Origin of the sequence: Pseudonocardia sp. T1-2H (assembly GCF_038039215.1) — a bacterium.
GTDB lineage: Bacteria > Actinomycetota > Actinomycetes > Mycobacteriales > Pseudonocardiaceae > Pseudonocardia.
Map to the genome: position 1 here is coordinate 3513034 of NZ_JBBPCL010000001.1, position 15038 is coordinate 3528071.

The following is a 15038-nucleotide window of genomic DNA, read 5'->3' on the forward strand; positions in this document are numbered from 1 at the left end:
GACGACCGGCAGGAGGTGCCGATGGCGGAGCGGGCGACATCCGGGGTGGAGGCGGTGCTCGAGGCCCGGTCGGTGGCCCTGGTCGGGGCCTCGGACAACCGGGCGGGCGTGTCCGGCCGCGTGCTGCGGTATCTGCGGGACTGGGGCTTCGCCGGCGGCGTCTACCCGGTCAACCCGCGCCGCGCGCAGGTCCAGGGCGAGCGGTGCTGGCCGGACCTCGCGTCGCTGCCCGAGGTGCCGGAGCTCGCCGTGCTCGCCGTCCCGGCGCGGGCCGCGGTGCAGGCGATGCGCGAGTGCGCCGAGGTCGGGGTGCGGGCCGTCGTCGTCCTCTCCGCCGGGTTCGCCGAGTCCGGACCGGAGGGCGCCCGGCTGCAGGACGAGCTGCTCGCCGCGGCGCGGACCGGCGGGGTCCGGGTGCTGGGCCCGAACTGCATCGGCGCGTTCAACTCCGCCACCGGGCTGGCCGCCACCTTCGCCACCGCCCTCGACGGGGCGGTCCCGACCGCCGGGTCCGTCGGGATCCTCAGCCAGTCCGGGGCCTACGGCGCCCACGTCGCCTACCTCGCCGGGCGACGCGGCCTGGGCGTCCGCTACCTGGTGACGACCGGGAACGAGCCGGACGTCGACCTCGCCGAGGCCCTCCTGTGGATGGCCGGGCGGCCGGAGATCGACGTGATCCTCGCCTACGCCGAGGGGGTGAAGGACGGGCCGCGGTTCCTCGAGGCGCTCCGCGTCGCGCACGCCGCCCGGAAGCCGATCGTGCTGCTCAAGGTGGGCCGCTCCGAGGTGGGGGCCGAGGCCGCCCGCTCGCACACCGCCGCGCTCACCGGCTCGGACCAGGTCTACGACGCGGTCCTCGCCCGCTACGGCGTCCACCGCGCCGAGAGCACGGAGGAGCAGCTCGACATCGCCTACGCCTGCGCGCACACGCGCCCCCGCGCGGGTGGCCGGCTCGGCATCGTCACCGTCTCCGGCGGGGTGGGCATCCAGCTCGCCGACTCCGCGGAACGCCACGGCCTCGCAGTCCCGCCGATGCCGGTCGAGGCGCAGCGCGCGGTCCTGGACCTGATCCCGTACGCCTCAGCGGTCAACCCGGTGGACTGCACCGCCCAGGCGCTGACCCACATGGACGTGTTCGTCGCGGCCTGGAAGGTCATGCTCGCCGAGGGCGGCTTCGACGCGCTCGTCGGCTTCTTCACCACGATGCCGCTGTCCGCGGACTTCGCCGGCCGGTTGCGGGAGAGCATCGAGGCGGGCACCGCGGACCGCGGGGACCGGCTCGTCGTGCTGAGCTTCGTCGCCGAGCCCGAGACCGTGCGGGAGTACGAGCGCAGCGGGTTCCTGGTCTTCGAGGACACGGACCGCGCGGTCCGGGCCGTGGCCGCCCTGGCCCGGCTCGGGGCGGCGTTCGACCGGCCCCTGCCCGCTGTCCTGCCGCCCGTCCGGGCACTGCCGCGCAGGGCCTACACGGAGTTCGAGGCCACCTCGTTGCTGGCCGCCGCCGGCGTGCCGACGCTGCCGCAGCGCCTGGCGCCGGACGTCGACGGCGCGGTCGCCGCCGCCGAGGAGCTCGGCCACCCGGTGGCACTGAAGATCGTGTCCCCGGACGTCGAGCACAAGAGCGACGTCGGCGGCGTCGCCCTCGGGCTGGCCGACGCGGCCGCCGTCCGCGCCGCCCACCGCGCGATCCTCCGCAGCGCGCGGGAGAAGGCCCGGGACGCCCGGATCGACGGCGTGCTGGTCACGCCGATGGCCCCGCGGGGCGTCGAGACGATCGTGGGAGCGCAGATCGACCCGGTGTTCGGGCCGGTGGTCGCGCTCGGTCTCGGCGGGGTGTTCGTCGAGGTCCTGCGCGACGTCGTGCTGCGGCCCGCCCCGGTCACCCGGGACGAGGCCGCGGCGATGGTCACCGCGCTCCGGGGCGCGGCCCTGCTCGCCGGGGCGCGCGGCACCGACCCGGCGGACGTCGACGCGCTGGCGGCCGCCGTCGTCGCCGTGTCGGAGTTCGCCGCCACCCACCGGGCGGACCTGGCATCCGTCGAGGTGAACCCGCTGGTCGTCCTGCCGGCCGGCCAGGGGTGCCGGGCGCTGGACGCGGTGGTCGTGACACGCGACGGCCGCTAAGCGGGGGGCGCGAAGAACTCGAGCGCGATGTTGTCCGGGTCCCGGAACGAGACGCCCGAGCCGTAGTGGGCGTCCACGATCCCGCCGTGCTTGATCCCCAGCTCGTCCAGTTTCGCGACCCATGCCTCGAGCTGGGCCCGGTCCGCGCAGGCGAACGCGACGTGGTCGAGGCCCGTGCGGCGCTCGTCGAAGTCCCCGCCGGTGGGGCCGGCGGGATGGGTGTGCAGGCCGAACAGCTGGCCGCCGTCGAGGGCGAAGACCGTGTGGTGGAAGCCGCCGGTCGTCTCGTCCTCGTCGAGCACCGGCTCCGCGCCGAACAGCGCGGCGTACCAGCGGGTGCTCCGGTCCAGGTCCGTCACCGTGATCGCCACGTGGGCGATGGCCGGGAAAGTGGGCATCGGGTCCTCCTCGTCCGAACGTCTCCGGTCGTACCCTCGGCGGGGCGTACGTGGCCAGCATGCAGTGGCGCGCACTTCCTGGCACCGACCGAACGGACGGGATGGGCGTCGGGGCCCACCGCCGCGGCAGTGGTGTGTCACGCGGCAGGCGTGACCGGCGCCGCACCCGGGTATCCGAAAGTCATGACCGCTCCCGCCCCGGGGGCCTCCACACGGACCTCCGCGCCCTCGCCCCCCGTCTGCACGCTGTCCCCGTCCCCGGCCGGGTCCCGGCCCACGCGGCCCACCTCGCCCGGCTCCTGACCGCGAACGGGTACCCCGCCACGTGATCCCGGAGCCGCCGACGATCGTCGTCGGCCTGCTCACCGATCCCAGCCTGCCGGCCGACGTCGCCCGGAAGGCGGCAGAGCGGCTGCCGCAGGCGCTCGACGAGCGCGTCGACGGCCGGTTCCGCTGGGTCGTGCGGATCCACGCCGAGCCCGTCGAGGCCGTTCCGGACCACGACCGGCTGATGGACAAAGCCCGGGCCCGGGTCGACGGGACGGGCTGGGACATGGCCGTCTGCCTCGTCGACCTGCCCCTGACCACGCCGAACGGGGTGCTCGCGGCGGCCGTCGACCTGCGGCACCGCACCGCGCTGTGCTCGCTGCCGGCGCTCGGCGGGCTCACGCTGCGCCGCCGCACGGTGGACCTGATCGCCGTCCTGGTGGGCGAGCTGCTGCCGGTGCTGCACGGCCCCGCGACCGCCGTCGGCGCCGACCGGCCGCGCCGGGAGCGGGCCCACGGCCGCAGTGTCCGCGCGCTGCGCCGGGTGGCGCCGTCCGACGACGACGTGGACGTCGAGCTGGCGGTCCGCCGGGGCGGGCGGGGCCGGCTGCTGGCCGGGCTCGTGCGGACCGTGCGGCCGTGGCGGCTCGCGCTCGGGCTGTCGAAGCCGCTGGCCGCCGCGGCGGCGGGCAGCGCCTTCGGGCTGTTCTACACGAGCATCTGGTCGCTGGGGGCCGCGCTCGGCCCGCTCCGGCTGACCGCCGCGTGCGCCGGAGCCGTCGCCCTGCTCATCGTCTGGCTCGTCCTCGGCCACGGGCTGTGGGAGAGCCGGACCGCCGCCGGCGGGCACGCCCGGCTGCTCAACCTCGCCACGCTGATCACCATCGGGCTCGGCGCGCTGGTGTTCGCGACAGCCCTGTTCGCGTTCAACACCCTCGCCGCACTGGTCGTGGTGCCGCCCGACCTGCTGTCGAGGACGATCGCCGAACCGGTCGGCGTCACCGAGTTCCTCCGCGTCCCGCTGATGGCCTCGGTGCTCGGCATCGTGGCGGGCGCGGTGGGCGCCGGGCTCGAGGACGACTCCGCCGTCCGGGACGCGGCGTACAGCCATCGCGAGCAGGCCCGGCAGCGGCTGATGCGGGAGTCCCTGTCCTCGTCCTCAACCGCGCTCCGCGACTGAGTCCGCCGCGACCGCGCCTCGCTCGCCCAGCGGCTCGGCCGGGCCCTTCGTCGAGTCCCGGCCGGTCTGCCGCTCGCTCTCGGCGTTGATCTCGGCGCCGAGCAGCACGATGTAGCTGGTGAGGTAGAGCCACAGCATGAGCACGATGACGCCGGCCAGCGCGCCGTAGGTCTTGTTGTAGCTGCCGAAGTTCGACACGTAGAGGCTGAAGGCGACGCTGCCGATCACCCAGAGGACCGTGGCCACGATCGCGCCGACGCTCACCCAGGAGAAGCGCGGCGCGTCGCGGTCCGGGGCCACCCGGTAGACGACGGCGAGCGCGCCGATCACGAGCCCGACGAGCAGGGCCCAGCGCAGCACCTGCGCGAGCACCAGGCCGATCCCGCCGAGGCCGAGGGCGTCGAAGAGCACCGGGACCCCGGCCACCAGCGCCACCGCCAGCAACACGAACACGACCGCACCCAGGGTGAGGGCCAGGGCCATGCCCCGGAGCTTCAAAAAGCCGCGGGTCTCGTCCTCGTCGTAGGCCAGGTTCGTCGCCTTGATCAAGTTCATCGTCCCGCCGGACGCGCTCCACAGCGCCGCGAGCAGCGAGACGACCAGCCCGACGCCGAGGGCGCCGTCGCTCCCGGCCGTCACCGCGTTCACCTGGTCCGCGACGAGCGGGCGGGCCGTCTCCGGCAGCAGTGCGGTGAGGCTCTGCACCTGCGACGCGACCTGCGCGGGATCGGCGACGATGCCGTAGAGGGTCAACGCGGCGATGATCGCCGGGAACAGGGCGAGGAACGCGAAGAACGCCACCCCGCCCGCGAGGATCGGCACGTTGTCCGTCTTGGCCTCGGCGAAGGCCCGCTTCGTCACCTGGATCCAGCCCCGCGGCGGGATCTGGGCGGGGGTCTCGGCGTCGTCGCCGGGTGGGACCGTGGTCTTCTCGCGGTCCGCTCCGGTCGTCCGTGTCACGCTCATGCGCTCTCTCTCGTCGTCGGCTGGAGTGCGCGGGATTCCCAGGTCTCGTGGCCGTCAACCGCGGCCGTCCGGCCCCGTCCTCCCGCCGAACGGCGGAGCAGGGTTCAGCGGCGCCCGTTGTGGGCATCCGGCACCGTGCTCCCCTCCGCCATGAACTGGCTGTTCCGCTACCCGGTGGGCACGGCGCTGGCCGCCTGGCGCTACCTGTGGCGGCCGCTGCCGCTGCACTTCGTGGACGCGGACGTCACGGACGTCGAGATGCCCCCGGTCCCGCTCACGGCACCGGACATCCAGCACGCCGAGGACGGCACCGGCCCGCTGTTCCACCGCCGGTACCGGATCCGGTTGCGGCACAGCCCGTTGGGACCGGCCGAGCTCATGCGGGCGGTCGTCGACGACCTGCACTCACTCTCCCCGCGCGAGGTCGCGGCGTTCCACCGGCAGAGCGGGCGGCCCGGCGAGCTGGAGGTCGGCGACGACTACCTCGTGCGGCTGCCCGGACCGTGGGACGGGCCGGTCCGGGTGGCCGTCCGGACCCCGACGTGCTTCCTGCTCGCGACCCGCCGCGGGCACCCCGAGGCCGGCCTCATCCGGTTCCGGGCGGGCCGGCTCGGGGACGACCTGGGGTTCGAGATCGAGTCCTGGGCGCGGAGCAGCGGGCGGCGGGCGGATCTCCTCTACGACCGGCTGGGGCTGGCCCGGGTGATGCAGACCCACGTCTGGGCGACGTTCTGCGAGCGGGTGGCGGAGCTCGCCGAGGGCCGGCCGGTCGGCGGGGTGCTGGTGTACACCGGCCGCTCGACCAGGGGCTGACGGCCCGGCGATCGACTTGGCGCGCGGACCGCGCGCGGGCGCTACGGTCGGAAGAGGTCATCGTCCGAGTCGAGAACCCTGCTCCGATGCCACCTCCCCGGTACCCTCGTTCCCACGTCTGCCATCGCTGCCCACCGACCGCGTCGAGGACGGAGATCCCACCCGTGTGCCCCAGCACCCGCGACACCCCGACCCAGGTGCTCGCGGTGTCCGGCGAGATCGACGAGGCGGAGGCGACCGCGTTCCAGAACGCCGCGATCGAGCTGCTGCACGAGCACCGGTCGGTGGTGCTGGACCTGAGCGGGGTCACGTTCCTCGCGTCCCGCGGCATCGCCGCCCTGGTGCGGGTGCAGCGCGCGGCGGACGCCGCGGACGCGGCCCTGACCGTCGTGACCGGGCCGGGCAACCGGGCCGTGCTGCGGCCCCTCCAGGTCACGGCCGTGGACAGCCTCTTCCACCTGGTCCCCGACCTGGACGGCTCGGGCCCCGCCGGCCAGGTCCGGTAGAGCGATCAGGTCCGGTGGAGCGGCCGGGCGCTCCACCCCACTCCGCGTGCGCGGGCACCCGTGCGCGGCGACGTCGACCGCGACGATCCGGAGGTCGCTCACGCAACGTCCGGCAGCGCCCGGCGCAGGCTGCTCCGGCCGGCGTTCCAGCAGCCCAGCAGGTGCTCGCCGAGCCGGTCGCCGAGCATCAGGCTCGCCCGGATCCCGAACACGACGTCCGCGGCGAGGTCCGGTTCGGCGGCCAGCATCGGGTCCAGCACCCCGCGCCGGATGATCTGCTCGTGCACCGCGTCCGCCTCGACGTGCTCGTCGTAGAACCGGACCGCGGCAGGCCCGCAGCCGAGCCGGCGCATGGCCCTGACCAGCCGTTCCGACCCCGGCGACGACGTCAGCTCCACCATCGCGAACTGGCCCACCAGCGCCCCGCGCAGGCTGCGGTGCAGCCCGCAGAGCGACATCAGGTTGACCTCGGCGAGCGTCGCGCCGGGCACGTGCTCGACATAGCCGCCGTAGGTGTCGGACAGGCCGAGCTCGCGCATCATGTCCGCGAAGAGCCGGGCGTGCATCCGGTCGGGATCGCCCGACCCGTACTCGTCGTGCTCCACGGTGACCAGCGCGGCCTTCGCCGGTCCGGCCAGCCGTGGGATCACCCAGGCCTGCGGGTCGGCCTCCTTGAGGTGGTAGATCGAGCGGTGCGTGACGTACTCGCGCAGCTGCCACAGCTCGCCGTCGCGCCGCAGGTGGTGGGACACGCCGCCGACATCCGGCCCCACCGGCTCGACGAGCAGGGCGTCGACCTCCGCGGCCACGTCGTCCCCGGGCTCGACGTCCCGGTGGAGCGCGGCGAGGAACACCCGCTCCAGATCGCGGCGCAGGCCTAGCAGGTCCGGGTCCCACTCGAGCTCGGGGTCGACCCCGGTGAAGCCGCGGTAGTGCAGCTCGTAGCAGCAGTGCAGGGCGAGCTGGAGATCGTCGCCGTAGGGGTCGGCGTCGTCCGTGGGCGGGGCGCCGACCGGCCCGCCCCGCAGGGCGGCCACGACCGCGGACGACAGCGGGCCCCGCGGCTCGGGGAGGGCCGCCGTCTCGACGGGTCGGACGGGTGCGGTGCCGAGCATCAGGACTCCTCTCCGGCCCCGGTGCGGACCTTGCGACGGTGGCTGGTGTCGCAGAACGGGTAGCGGTGGCTGCGACGGCAGACGCACAGCGCGGTGACCGGGCGGTCGGAGGTGACGCGGCGGCCGTCGGGCAGGACGAGCTCGACCGGGCCGGACACCAGGACCGGGCCCTCGTCGGTCAGCACCACCTGGCGCCGCTCAGCGGGCACGGCGGGCCCCGATCACGACGAGTTCCTCCACGTTGTCCCCCGGTTCGATCAGGCCACGGGCCTCCAGCATCGCGGCGCGGGCCCGCATGACCGGGCCGAACGGGATCCGCGCCCGCTCGACGACCTCGGCGACGAGCCCGTGCCGGGCGAGCCGCTCGACCGTCGCGTCGGCCCCGCACACGGCCGAGTGGACGAGGAGCAGCCGGCCGTCGTCGGTCAACCGGGCCTCGGCGCCGTCGCAGATGCGGTCCAGCAGGGCCCGGCCGTCGAGGCCTGCGTCCCAGCAGCGGGCGATCGAGAAGCGGGGCAGTGCCGCGGTCTCGGCGGGAACGTACGGCGGGTTGGCCACGATCAGGCCGAACCGCCGATCGCGGACCGGACCGTAGAGGTCGCCGTGCCGCACCGTCACCCGGGCGCCGTGCAGCCGGGTGTTGAGCCAGGTGGCCGCGACGGACCGCCAGGACAGGTCCACGGCGGTGACGGAGGCGGCGCCCGCGCGGGCCGCGGCCAGGGCGAGCGCCCCGGAGCCGGTCCCGACGTCCAGGACGTGCCGGCCGGCCGCGTATCCGGCACGGGACAGGACCCCCGCCATCACGGCGGTGTCGCTCTGGGCCCGGTACACCCCGGGCGGGGAGATCAGGAACATGACCGCGTCCTTCGTCTTGACGGCGAGCGGGCGGCTCGCTGCACCCGTACGGTCGCTACCTCGCGGCGTCCGGCGTCAAACCTGAGCACCTAGCGTGGCCGTGGTCACAAGGACCGTGTGCGCCTCCCCCGGGAGCGGGAAAGCCGTGCGGAGAACGCACCAAGCACCGGCACCGAACGGAAGGTCGGCATGCCCATCGCCGCGCTCGCGAAGGACGCCGTCGGCGTCGCCTGGGCCGGATCCGCGCACGGCCGCACCGGTCGTTGCGCGAACGGTGCCACTTCGTCCCGCACCCTGCCCCATAGGGGAGTCGGCGTTACGGTGTGTGCGACGTTGACCCACCAGCGCCACGACCCGAGCTCCTGCCAGGAGTAGGTGAGGACGAGCGATGGCCACTTCCCGCCGACCCGTCGCCCCCTGTCGTTCCGGCGAGGGGCTGCGCAGGCCGTGCCCGGGAGTGGCCGTCGTCATGCCCTGCGGGGAGATCGACCTGGCCACGGCGCCGCGCTTCCTGAAGACCCTCGTCGACGCCATCGACTCGGCCGAGCGGGTCGTGGTCGACCTCGGCGGCGTCACCTTCTTCTCCTCCGCCGGCGTAGGGGCGTTGATGCGGCTCCGCGACCGGGCGCGGGCGGGCGCGTGCGACGTCCACCTGGCCGGGCTCGGGGACGGTGTGGTCGGGCGGGTCCTCGCCATCGCCCGGATGCAGGCGCTGTTCACCGTCCACGAGACCGTCGAGGACGCGCTCGCCGCCGGCGAGCCCCCCGGCACCGCCGAGGACGTGCCCGACGAGCCGCTGACCGGGCTGGTCGGGCTCGCCCGGGACCTGCTCGACGCCTCGACCGTCGACGACGTGCTCGCGTGCATCGTCACGGCCGCCCCGGGCGTCGTGCCGGGCGCCGACCACGTCAGCATGAGCGTCCACGCGGACGGCGAGAGCTGGCGGACCCCCGGCCCGGCCGCCCCCCGGGCCCGCTCCGTCCTGTCGCTGGAGCTGCTCCGGCGCTCGCGGATCGGCGCGTTCGGCACCCTGGACGTGCACCGGATCCGGCCGGGAGACCTCGAGCCCGTCGACCTGGACCGGGCCGTCGTCCTGGCCGCCCACACCTCGATCGCCCTGGCGGCGGTCCTCGCCCGGACCGCCGCGGAGCGGGAGAAGGCCCAGCTGCGCCGGGCGATCCGCAGCCGGGACGTGATCGGGCAGGCCAAGGGGCTCCTCATGGAGCGCCGCGGCATCGGCGAGGACGAGGCCTTCGCGATGCTCCGCGAGGCATCGCAGTTGCTCAACGTCAAGCTCGCCGTGATCGCGGCGAGCCTGGCGAACGGCGAGACGGACATCTGAGGTCCGGGTGTACGAATCGGCTCCGCGGGAACCCCGTCGGATGTCCGGACACGGCGCGGGGAGGCAATGACGGTGGCACGGCGCGATCTGATCGTGGTGGGGGCGTCCGCCGGAGGGGTGGAGGCGCTCCGCGCGATGGTCGCGGGCCTGCCGGCGGATCTGCCGGCCGCCGTCCTGGTGGTGCTGCACCTCAAGGCAGGGGGCACCAGCGCGCTCGGCACGATCCTCGATCGCTCCGGGCCGCTCCCCGCCGCAGCGGCGAAGCACCGCGCGGAACTGGCCCCCGGCACCATCACCGTCGCCCGCCCGGACCATCATCTCCTGGTCGCGGACGGGATCACGGTCCTCTCCCACGGGCCGACCGAGAGCGGGCACCGGCCCGCGATCGACGCCCTCTTCCGTTCCGCCGCCCGGGCCTACGGCCACCGGACCATCGGGGTCCAGCTCTCCGGTGTCCTCGACGACGGCGCCGCCGGGATGGTGGCGATCGCCGCCGCGGGCGGCACCGTCGTCGTGCAGGAGCCGACGGACGCTCTGTACCCGGCGATGCCCGAGGCGGTACTCCGGTTCCTGCAGCCGGACCATCTGGTGCCCGCGCACGAGCTCGGGCCGTTGCTGGGCACGCTGGCCAAGGAGGACGTCGTCCCGGCCGGCCCGGGTCGGGTGTCGGAGCTCGACGAGGCGGAGGTGGCCATCGCGATGAACGGGGACAGCGGCACCGGCCGCGATCTCGCGGCGTTCGGCGAGGTGGCCGGGTACAGCTGCCCGGACTGCGACGGGGCCCTGGTCGCGTTGCGGGACACCGAACGGTGCCGCTGCCGCGTCGGCCACGCATGGACCGCCGAGGCCCTGCTCGACGCCCAGCACGACAAGCTGGAACGGGCACTGTGGACCGCCTACCGGCTGCTGGAGGAGAAGTCGAGCTTCGCGCGTCGTATGCAGCAGTCGGCGGCGGAGAGCCGCATCCCCGCCATGGAGCGCCGGCACGCCGGCACGGCGCGGGAGGCCGCGGAGTCCGCCGAGGTGCTGCGTGAGCTGCTGCTCTCGGGGCTCCCACCGCGCCGCGTCGTCATGCCGGACGGGGACGGGGCCTCATGAGCCTGCTGAGCGTGACGCACGAGGCGGCGGGGCGGACGGCCGTCGTCCGGCCGGAGGGCCGGCTCGACGTGCGCGCCTATCCGGAGCTGCGCGACACCCTGCTCAAACACGCCGCCGAGATCCCGGACGCGCTCGTGGTCGACCTCTCCGGGCTCACGGCGGACCGGGTCACGACGCTCTCGGTGTTCCCGACGGTGTGGCTGCGGATCTCGTCCTGGCCGGACATCCCGATGGCCCTCGCCGCAGCCGGCGCCGAGCTCTCCGCGCTCCTGCACCGCAGCGCGGTCCCCCGGTTCGTGCCGGTTCTCCGCACTGTTCACGAGGCGCTCGCCGTCGTCGGCTCCCGCGCGCTCCGCCGCCGTGCCGAGACGACGCTGCCCGCCGAGCCCGACAGCCCCGCGGCCGCCCGGGTCTGGACCCGGGAAAGACTCGCGCACTGGCATTTCCCGGTGTGCGACGAGGCCCTGGTCGTCGTCTCCGAGCTGGTCACCAACACGGTCGTGCACGCGGCCACCGTGGACTTCACCGTCCGGCTCGAGCTCCGGCCGACCGGGCTGTCCATCGCCGTGTACGACGACGACCCGACCCCCCCGGTGCTCGTCGAGCACGCGAAGGAGGTGGGCGGGGTCGGGCTGGTCGACGGCCTGTCCCGGGCATGGGGACACGGCCCGAGGTTGCACGGGGGCAAGGTCGTCTGGGCGGTCGTCCCGCTCCCGGGCGGCCCGGAGGGCCCGCTCGACCTCCCGGCGATCCTCCCCGGGACACCGGGCCCACCGTGACGCCGCCGCGGGCGACGCGCCTCGGTAACGTTGGCGTGTGAGCCAGCACGAGGTCGACGAGCCGGGCCCCGGGCCGATCGAGCCGGACGACGGCTTCGAGGCCCTGCTCGACCACCTGCGCGAGTCCCGCGGCTCGGACTTCACCGGCTACAAGCGCGCCAGCCTGCGCCGCCGGGTGTGCCGGCGGATGGAGCAGGTCGGCGTCCGGGACTTCGGCGACTACCTGGACCGCCTGCAGGTGGATCCGGCCGAGTTCACCGCGCTGTTCACCACCATCCTGATCAACGTGACGGCCTTCTTCCGGGACCCCGACACCTGGGACCACCTCCGGGCGGACGTGCTGCCGGCATTCCTGAAGGCACGGCCCTACGGGGCACCGATCCGGGTCTGGTGCGCCGGCTGCGCCTCGGGCGAGGAGGCCTACACCGTCGCGATCGTGCTCGCCGAGCTCCTCGGCGCGGACGAGTTCCGCGAGCGGGTGAAGATCTACGCCACCGACGTCGACGAGGACGCCCTGGCCCACGCCCGAACCGGGGTGTACAGCGAGCGCGACCTCGAGGGCGTCCCGGAGGACCTGCGCCGCCGGTACTTCGAACCGGCGGCCGGCAGCTTCGCCTTCCGCAAGGACCTGCGCCGCTCGGTCATCTTCGGCCGCAACGACCTCGTCCGGGACGCTCCGATCTCCCGCATCGACCTGCTGACCTGCCGCAACACCCTGATGTACTTCACTCCCGAGACCCAGGCCGGCACGCTGAGCCGGTTCCGGTTCGCTCTGGCCCCGGACGGCGTCCTGGTCCTCGGCAAGGCCGAGATGCTGCTCAGCCACGCCCGCTCGTTCGAGCCGATCGACCTGCGGCGGCGGATCTTCCGGAAGACCGGCGCGGCGGTCGCCGGGGCCACGTCGTTCTCGCCGGAGTTCGTGCTGGACAGCCGGGGCGGGGCCGGCAACGTCGACCGGCTGCGGGACCATGCCTTCAGCGCGGGCCCGGTGCCCCACATCGTCCTCACCGGGGACGACGTCGTGGCCCTGGCGAATCGGCAGGCGGAGGAGCTCCTCGGGGTCGGGGCCCGGGACGTCGGGCGGCCGCTGCGGGACCTGGAGCTCTCCTACCGGCCGGTCGAGCTGCGCTCCGTCGTGGAGACGGTCCGGATCGAGCGGCGGGCCCAGCGGCTGACCGACGTCCGGCTGGAACGCGCCGACGGAGACGTCCGCTGGTTCGAGGTGCACGTCAGCCCGCTGGCGACCGCGGACGGCAAGCTCCTCGGCGTCTCGATCGTCTTCCACGACGTCACCGCCGCGCACCGGCTCTTCGCCGACCTGGAACGGGCCAACCTGCAGCTCGAGTCGGCGTACGAGGAGATCCAGTCCACCAGCGAGGAGCTGGAGACGACCAACGAGGAGCTCCAGTCCACCGTGGAGGAGCTGGAGACCACCAACGAGGAGCTCCAGTCCACGAACGAGGAGCTGGAGACGATGAACGAGGAGCTGCGGTCGACCAACGACGAGCTCCAGCGCATCAACGACGACGTCCGGGAGCACAGCGGCGAGCTCGACAGGGTCAACGACTTCCTCGAGTCCATCCTCACCTCGCTGCGTTCCGCCGTCGTCGTCGTCGACGGGCAGATGCGCATCACCGTCTGGAACTCCGGCGCGGAGGAGCTCGGGGGCTGCGCCGGGACGAGGTCCGCGGCGAGCACCTGCTCAACCTGGACATCGGGCTCCCGCTCGAGCAGCTGAGACCGGTGGTGCGGGACGCCCTGGGGTACGCCGGCACGGGAGCGGAGATCACGCTCCAGGCGGTGAACCGGCGCGGCCGCAAGGTCGAGGTCACCGTCACCGTCACCCCGCTCGTGGATTCCGAGCGTCAGACCTCCGGCGCCGTGCTGGTCATGGACTGATCCGCCGCAGCCTCGCCCGGGCCGCCGAACGCCTTCCGCGCCCGTCCTGCCCGTCGTGGTCCAGCTGGTCGTAGACCACCGCGGTGACGACGCCGTAGACGAGGTGCGGCAGGAGGTCGGAGAGCCACGACTCCGCGGACCACTCGCGCGGGTCGCTGACCCCCAGCGCCCACATCGGCAGCACGCCGCCCAGGTTCGCCGCGAGCGCCGCCACGACCATCGCCCGCACGCGCCGGCGCGGGCCCAGGAGCGGCCGGACCGCCCCGAGCACCGCTCCCGCCCCGACCCCGGTCGCGATCCCCATCAACGCCCCCAGCGCAGTCCGCCGGTTGGCGGCCTCGTCGCTGTCCGGGCCCTTCGCCGACAGCGCGTTCGGACGATCCCGCTCGACGAGCCGGCGGACGCTCTCCTCGGGCGTCGTGCTCGCGGGCCGGGCCCGCACCAGCATGTCCAGGTAGGTCGCCGCGTTCAGGGCCGTCGTGCCGGCGGCGCCGGCCGCCGCCCCGCGGAGAAGCTGACGTCGCATGTCCTGCCGGTACCCACCGCGGCGCCGGCCAACCTCATCACCCGGCCGCACCCGCGCCGTCAGAGGGCGTGCCGCAGGACCACGCCGACGCCGTCCCCGACCGGTGAGGCCTCCCCCGGAGCGTCTCGTCGAGGACGACGAGCTCGGCGCCGGAGCACGCGGCCGCCCGGACCAGGCCCGACCCGGCGTCCACCTCGACGGGCTCGAGGCCGAGGCCGGTCAGCTCGTCCCGGGTGACGGCGACCTCGGTGGGCCCAGCCGCCCAGAGCCGCGCGTCGCCGAGACCCTCCGGATCGACGACGACAGTGTCGCAGGCCTCCTCGCGGAAGGCCGCGGCCGCGGTGCGCAGGCCCGCGGCGGCCAGGCCGTCCGGCTTCGCCTCGAGCTCGCGGTACCGTTCAAGCGCGGCCTGCCGGTCCCGGTGGCGCAGATCCTCCACGGCGCGGTCGACGACGTCGCGCAGCTCGTCGACGCTGCTGCCGGCCGAGTGCTCCACCTCCACCGCGATCCCCGCCGAGCGCTCCGACAGGGCGTCGACGAGCCGGGACCGGGAGCGGGTCTCCCCGGCGATCACCAGCAGGCGCGCGCCGGTCCGGTGGACGTGCTCGTCGACCCGCTCCGCGACCTGGGCGGTGTTGCGCCGCCAGGTCTCCTCGACGCGCTCCTGCATGTTCATGTGCGACCACCCGCCGCCACGGACCTTGTGGACCGGGTGGTCCCGCCCCTCGACCTCCTCCACGCCGTCGGTGTCCGGTGCGAGGATCTCCCCGCCCGTCTCGTCGATCTGCACCACGACGGTCGTCACCGGTTCCGGGACGTTGGCCACGATCCGGATCAGGTCCGCGATCGGCCCCCAGACCGCCTCCTGCGGGTCCGGCCGCAAGGGGGTGGAGGTGTCGAGGACGACTCCGCCGCCGGCGGCCACGAGGACCCGTCCGGAGGGTCCGGCCGGCGGATCCGACTCGGTGACGGCGCGGTCGAGGGCCGCCACGGTGGCGTCGTCCGCGCCCTGCCCGGTGAGGGACTCGCACATGCCACGCCACTGCAGGCGGTCGATGTGCTCCGCGTCGTGGGTCTCGTGGGTGGCGTCGAGCAGGACCGTGCCGCAGGGCCCGCTCTGCTCGGCGACGGTGCGCAGCCAGTCGAGTCGCATCGGATCTCCCTCTCCGG

At 74.6% G+C, this 15038-nt stretch carries 16 protein-coding genes; 9 read left to right on the top strand and 7 right to left on the bottom strand.

Annotation, left to right across the window (positions count from 1 at the left end):
* Positions 1-21 precede the first annotated feature (21 nt).
* Entirely contained in the window at positions 22-2124 is a 2103-nt protein-coding gene (locus tag WBK50_RS17340; RefSeq protein ID WP_341336613.1) for an acetate--CoA ligase family protein, read from the top strand.
* Here the strand turns inward: WBK50_RS17340 and WBK50_RS17345 are convergent.
* Positions 2121-2522, bottom strand: coding sequence for a VOC family protein (locus WBK50_RS17345; protein WP_341336614.1), 402 nt, complete (start codon positions 2520-2522; stop codon positions 2121-2123). The genes WBK50_RS17340 and WBK50_RS17345 overlap by 4 nt on opposite strands.
* 325 nt (positions 2523-2847) lie before the next feature.
* On the opposite strand from WBK50_RS17345, the gene WBK50_RS17350 reads away from it, so the two are divergent.
* Positions 2848-3969 (top strand): hypothetical protein, encoded by a 1122-nt coding sequence (locus WBK50_RS17350; RefSeq protein WP_341336615.1) that lies wholly within the window; start codon positions 2848-2850, stop codon positions 3967-3969.
* On the opposite strand, the gene WBK50_RS17355 is transcribed toward WBK50_RS17350, so the two are convergent.
* Complete coding sequence (locus WBK50_RS17355) at positions 3949-4935, bottom strand: YihY/virulence factor BrkB family protein (RefSeq protein ID WP_341336616.1); 987 nt, start codon at positions 4933-4935, stop codon at positions 3949-3951. The genes WBK50_RS17350 and WBK50_RS17355 overlap by 21 nt on opposite strands.
* 150 nt (positions 4936-5085) lie before the next feature.
* On the opposite strand from WBK50_RS17355, the gene WBK50_RS17360 reads away from it, so the two are divergent.
* A complete protein-coding gene (locus WBK50_RS17360; protein WP_341336617.1) occupies positions 5086-5748 on the top strand; it encodes a DUF1990 domain-containing protein in 663 nt (220 codons plus the stop codon).
* 164 nt (positions 5749-5912) lie between these two features.
* On the top strand, positions 5913-6254 hold the full coding sequence (locus WBK50_RS17365; RefSeq protein WP_341336618.1) for an STAS domain-containing protein: 342 nt from the start codon (positions 5913-5915) through the stop codon (positions 6252-6254).
* Positions 6255-6352: 98 nt separating this feature from the next.
* Here the strand turns inward: WBK50_RS17365 and WBK50_RS17370 are convergent, their stop codons facing one another.
* From WBK50_RS17370 to WBK50_RS17380, 3 genes are read right to left on the bottom strand one after another with little or no spacing between them, the layout of a single operon-like run.
* Positions 6353-7369: an iron-containing redox enzyme family protein gene (locus WBK50_RS17370; RefSeq protein ID WP_341336619.1), complete on the bottom strand. Its 1017-nt coding sequence runs from the start codon at positions 7367-7369 to the stop codon at positions 6353-6355.
* A complete protein-coding gene (locus WBK50_RS17375) occupies positions 7369-7578 on the bottom strand; it encodes a CDGSH iron-sulfur domain-containing protein (protein ID WP_341336620.1) in 210 nt (69 codons plus the stop codon). The genes WBK50_RS17370 and WBK50_RS17375 overlap by 1 nt, the downstream gene beginning before the upstream one ends.
* Entirely contained in the window at positions 7568-8224 is a 657-nt protein-coding gene (locus WBK50_RS17380; protein ID WP_341336621.1) for a HemK2/MTQ2 family protein methyltransferase, read from the bottom strand. The genes WBK50_RS17375 and WBK50_RS17380 overlap by 11 nt, the downstream gene beginning before the upstream one ends.
* A 388-nt stretch (positions 8225-8612) precedes the next feature.
* On the opposite strand from WBK50_RS17380, the gene WBK50_RS17385 reads away from it, so the two are divergent.
* The 5 genes from WBK50_RS17385 to WBK50_RS17405 all read left to right on the top strand — a co-directional run bounded on the left by WBK50_RS17385 (position 8613) and on the right by WBK50_RS17405 (position 13342).
* Positions 8613-9566, top strand: coding sequence for an anti-sigma factor antagonist (locus tag WBK50_RS17385; RefSeq protein ID WP_341336622.1), 954 nt, complete (start codon positions 8613-8615; stop codon positions 9564-9566).
* Positions 9567-9632: 66 nt separating this feature from the next.
* Complete coding sequence (locus tag WBK50_RS17390; protein WP_341336623.1) at positions 9633-10664, top strand: chemotaxis protein CheB; 1032 nt, start codon at positions 9633-9635, stop codon at positions 10662-10664.
* On the top strand, positions 10661-11443 hold the full coding sequence (locus WBK50_RS17395) for an STAS domain-containing protein (RefSeq protein WP_341336624.1): 783 nt from the start codon (positions 10661-10663) through the stop codon (positions 11441-11443). The genes WBK50_RS17390 and WBK50_RS17395 overlap by 4 nt, the downstream gene beginning before the upstream one ends.
* A gap of 37 nt (positions 11444-11480) precedes the next feature.
* Entirely contained in the window at positions 11481-13181 is a 1701-nt protein-coding gene (locus WBK50_RS17400) for a CheR family methyltransferase (protein WP_341336625.1), read from the top strand.
* Between the two features lie 5 nt (positions 13182-13186).
* Positions 13187-13342 (top strand): hypothetical protein, encoded by a 156-nt coding sequence (locus tag WBK50_RS17405; RefSeq protein WP_341336626.1) that lies wholly within the window; start codon positions 13187-13189, stop codon positions 13340-13342.
* Here WBK50_RS17405 and WBK50_RS17410 read toward each other — a convergent pair.
* On the bottom strand, positions 13332-13868 hold the full coding sequence (locus tag WBK50_RS17410; protein ID WP_341336627.1) for a hypothetical protein: 537 nt from the start codon (positions 13866-13868) through the stop codon (positions 13332-13334). The two genes, WBK50_RS17405 and WBK50_RS17410, sit on opposite strands and share 11 nt — an antisense overlap.
* A gap of 37 nt (positions 13869-13905) precedes the next feature.
* Complete coding sequence (locus tag WBK50_RS17415; RefSeq protein WP_341336628.1) at positions 13906-15021, bottom strand: baeRF2 domain-containing protein; 1116 nt, start codon at positions 15019-15021, stop codon at positions 13906-13908.
* Between the last annotated feature and the right edge of the window lie 17 nt (positions 15022-15038).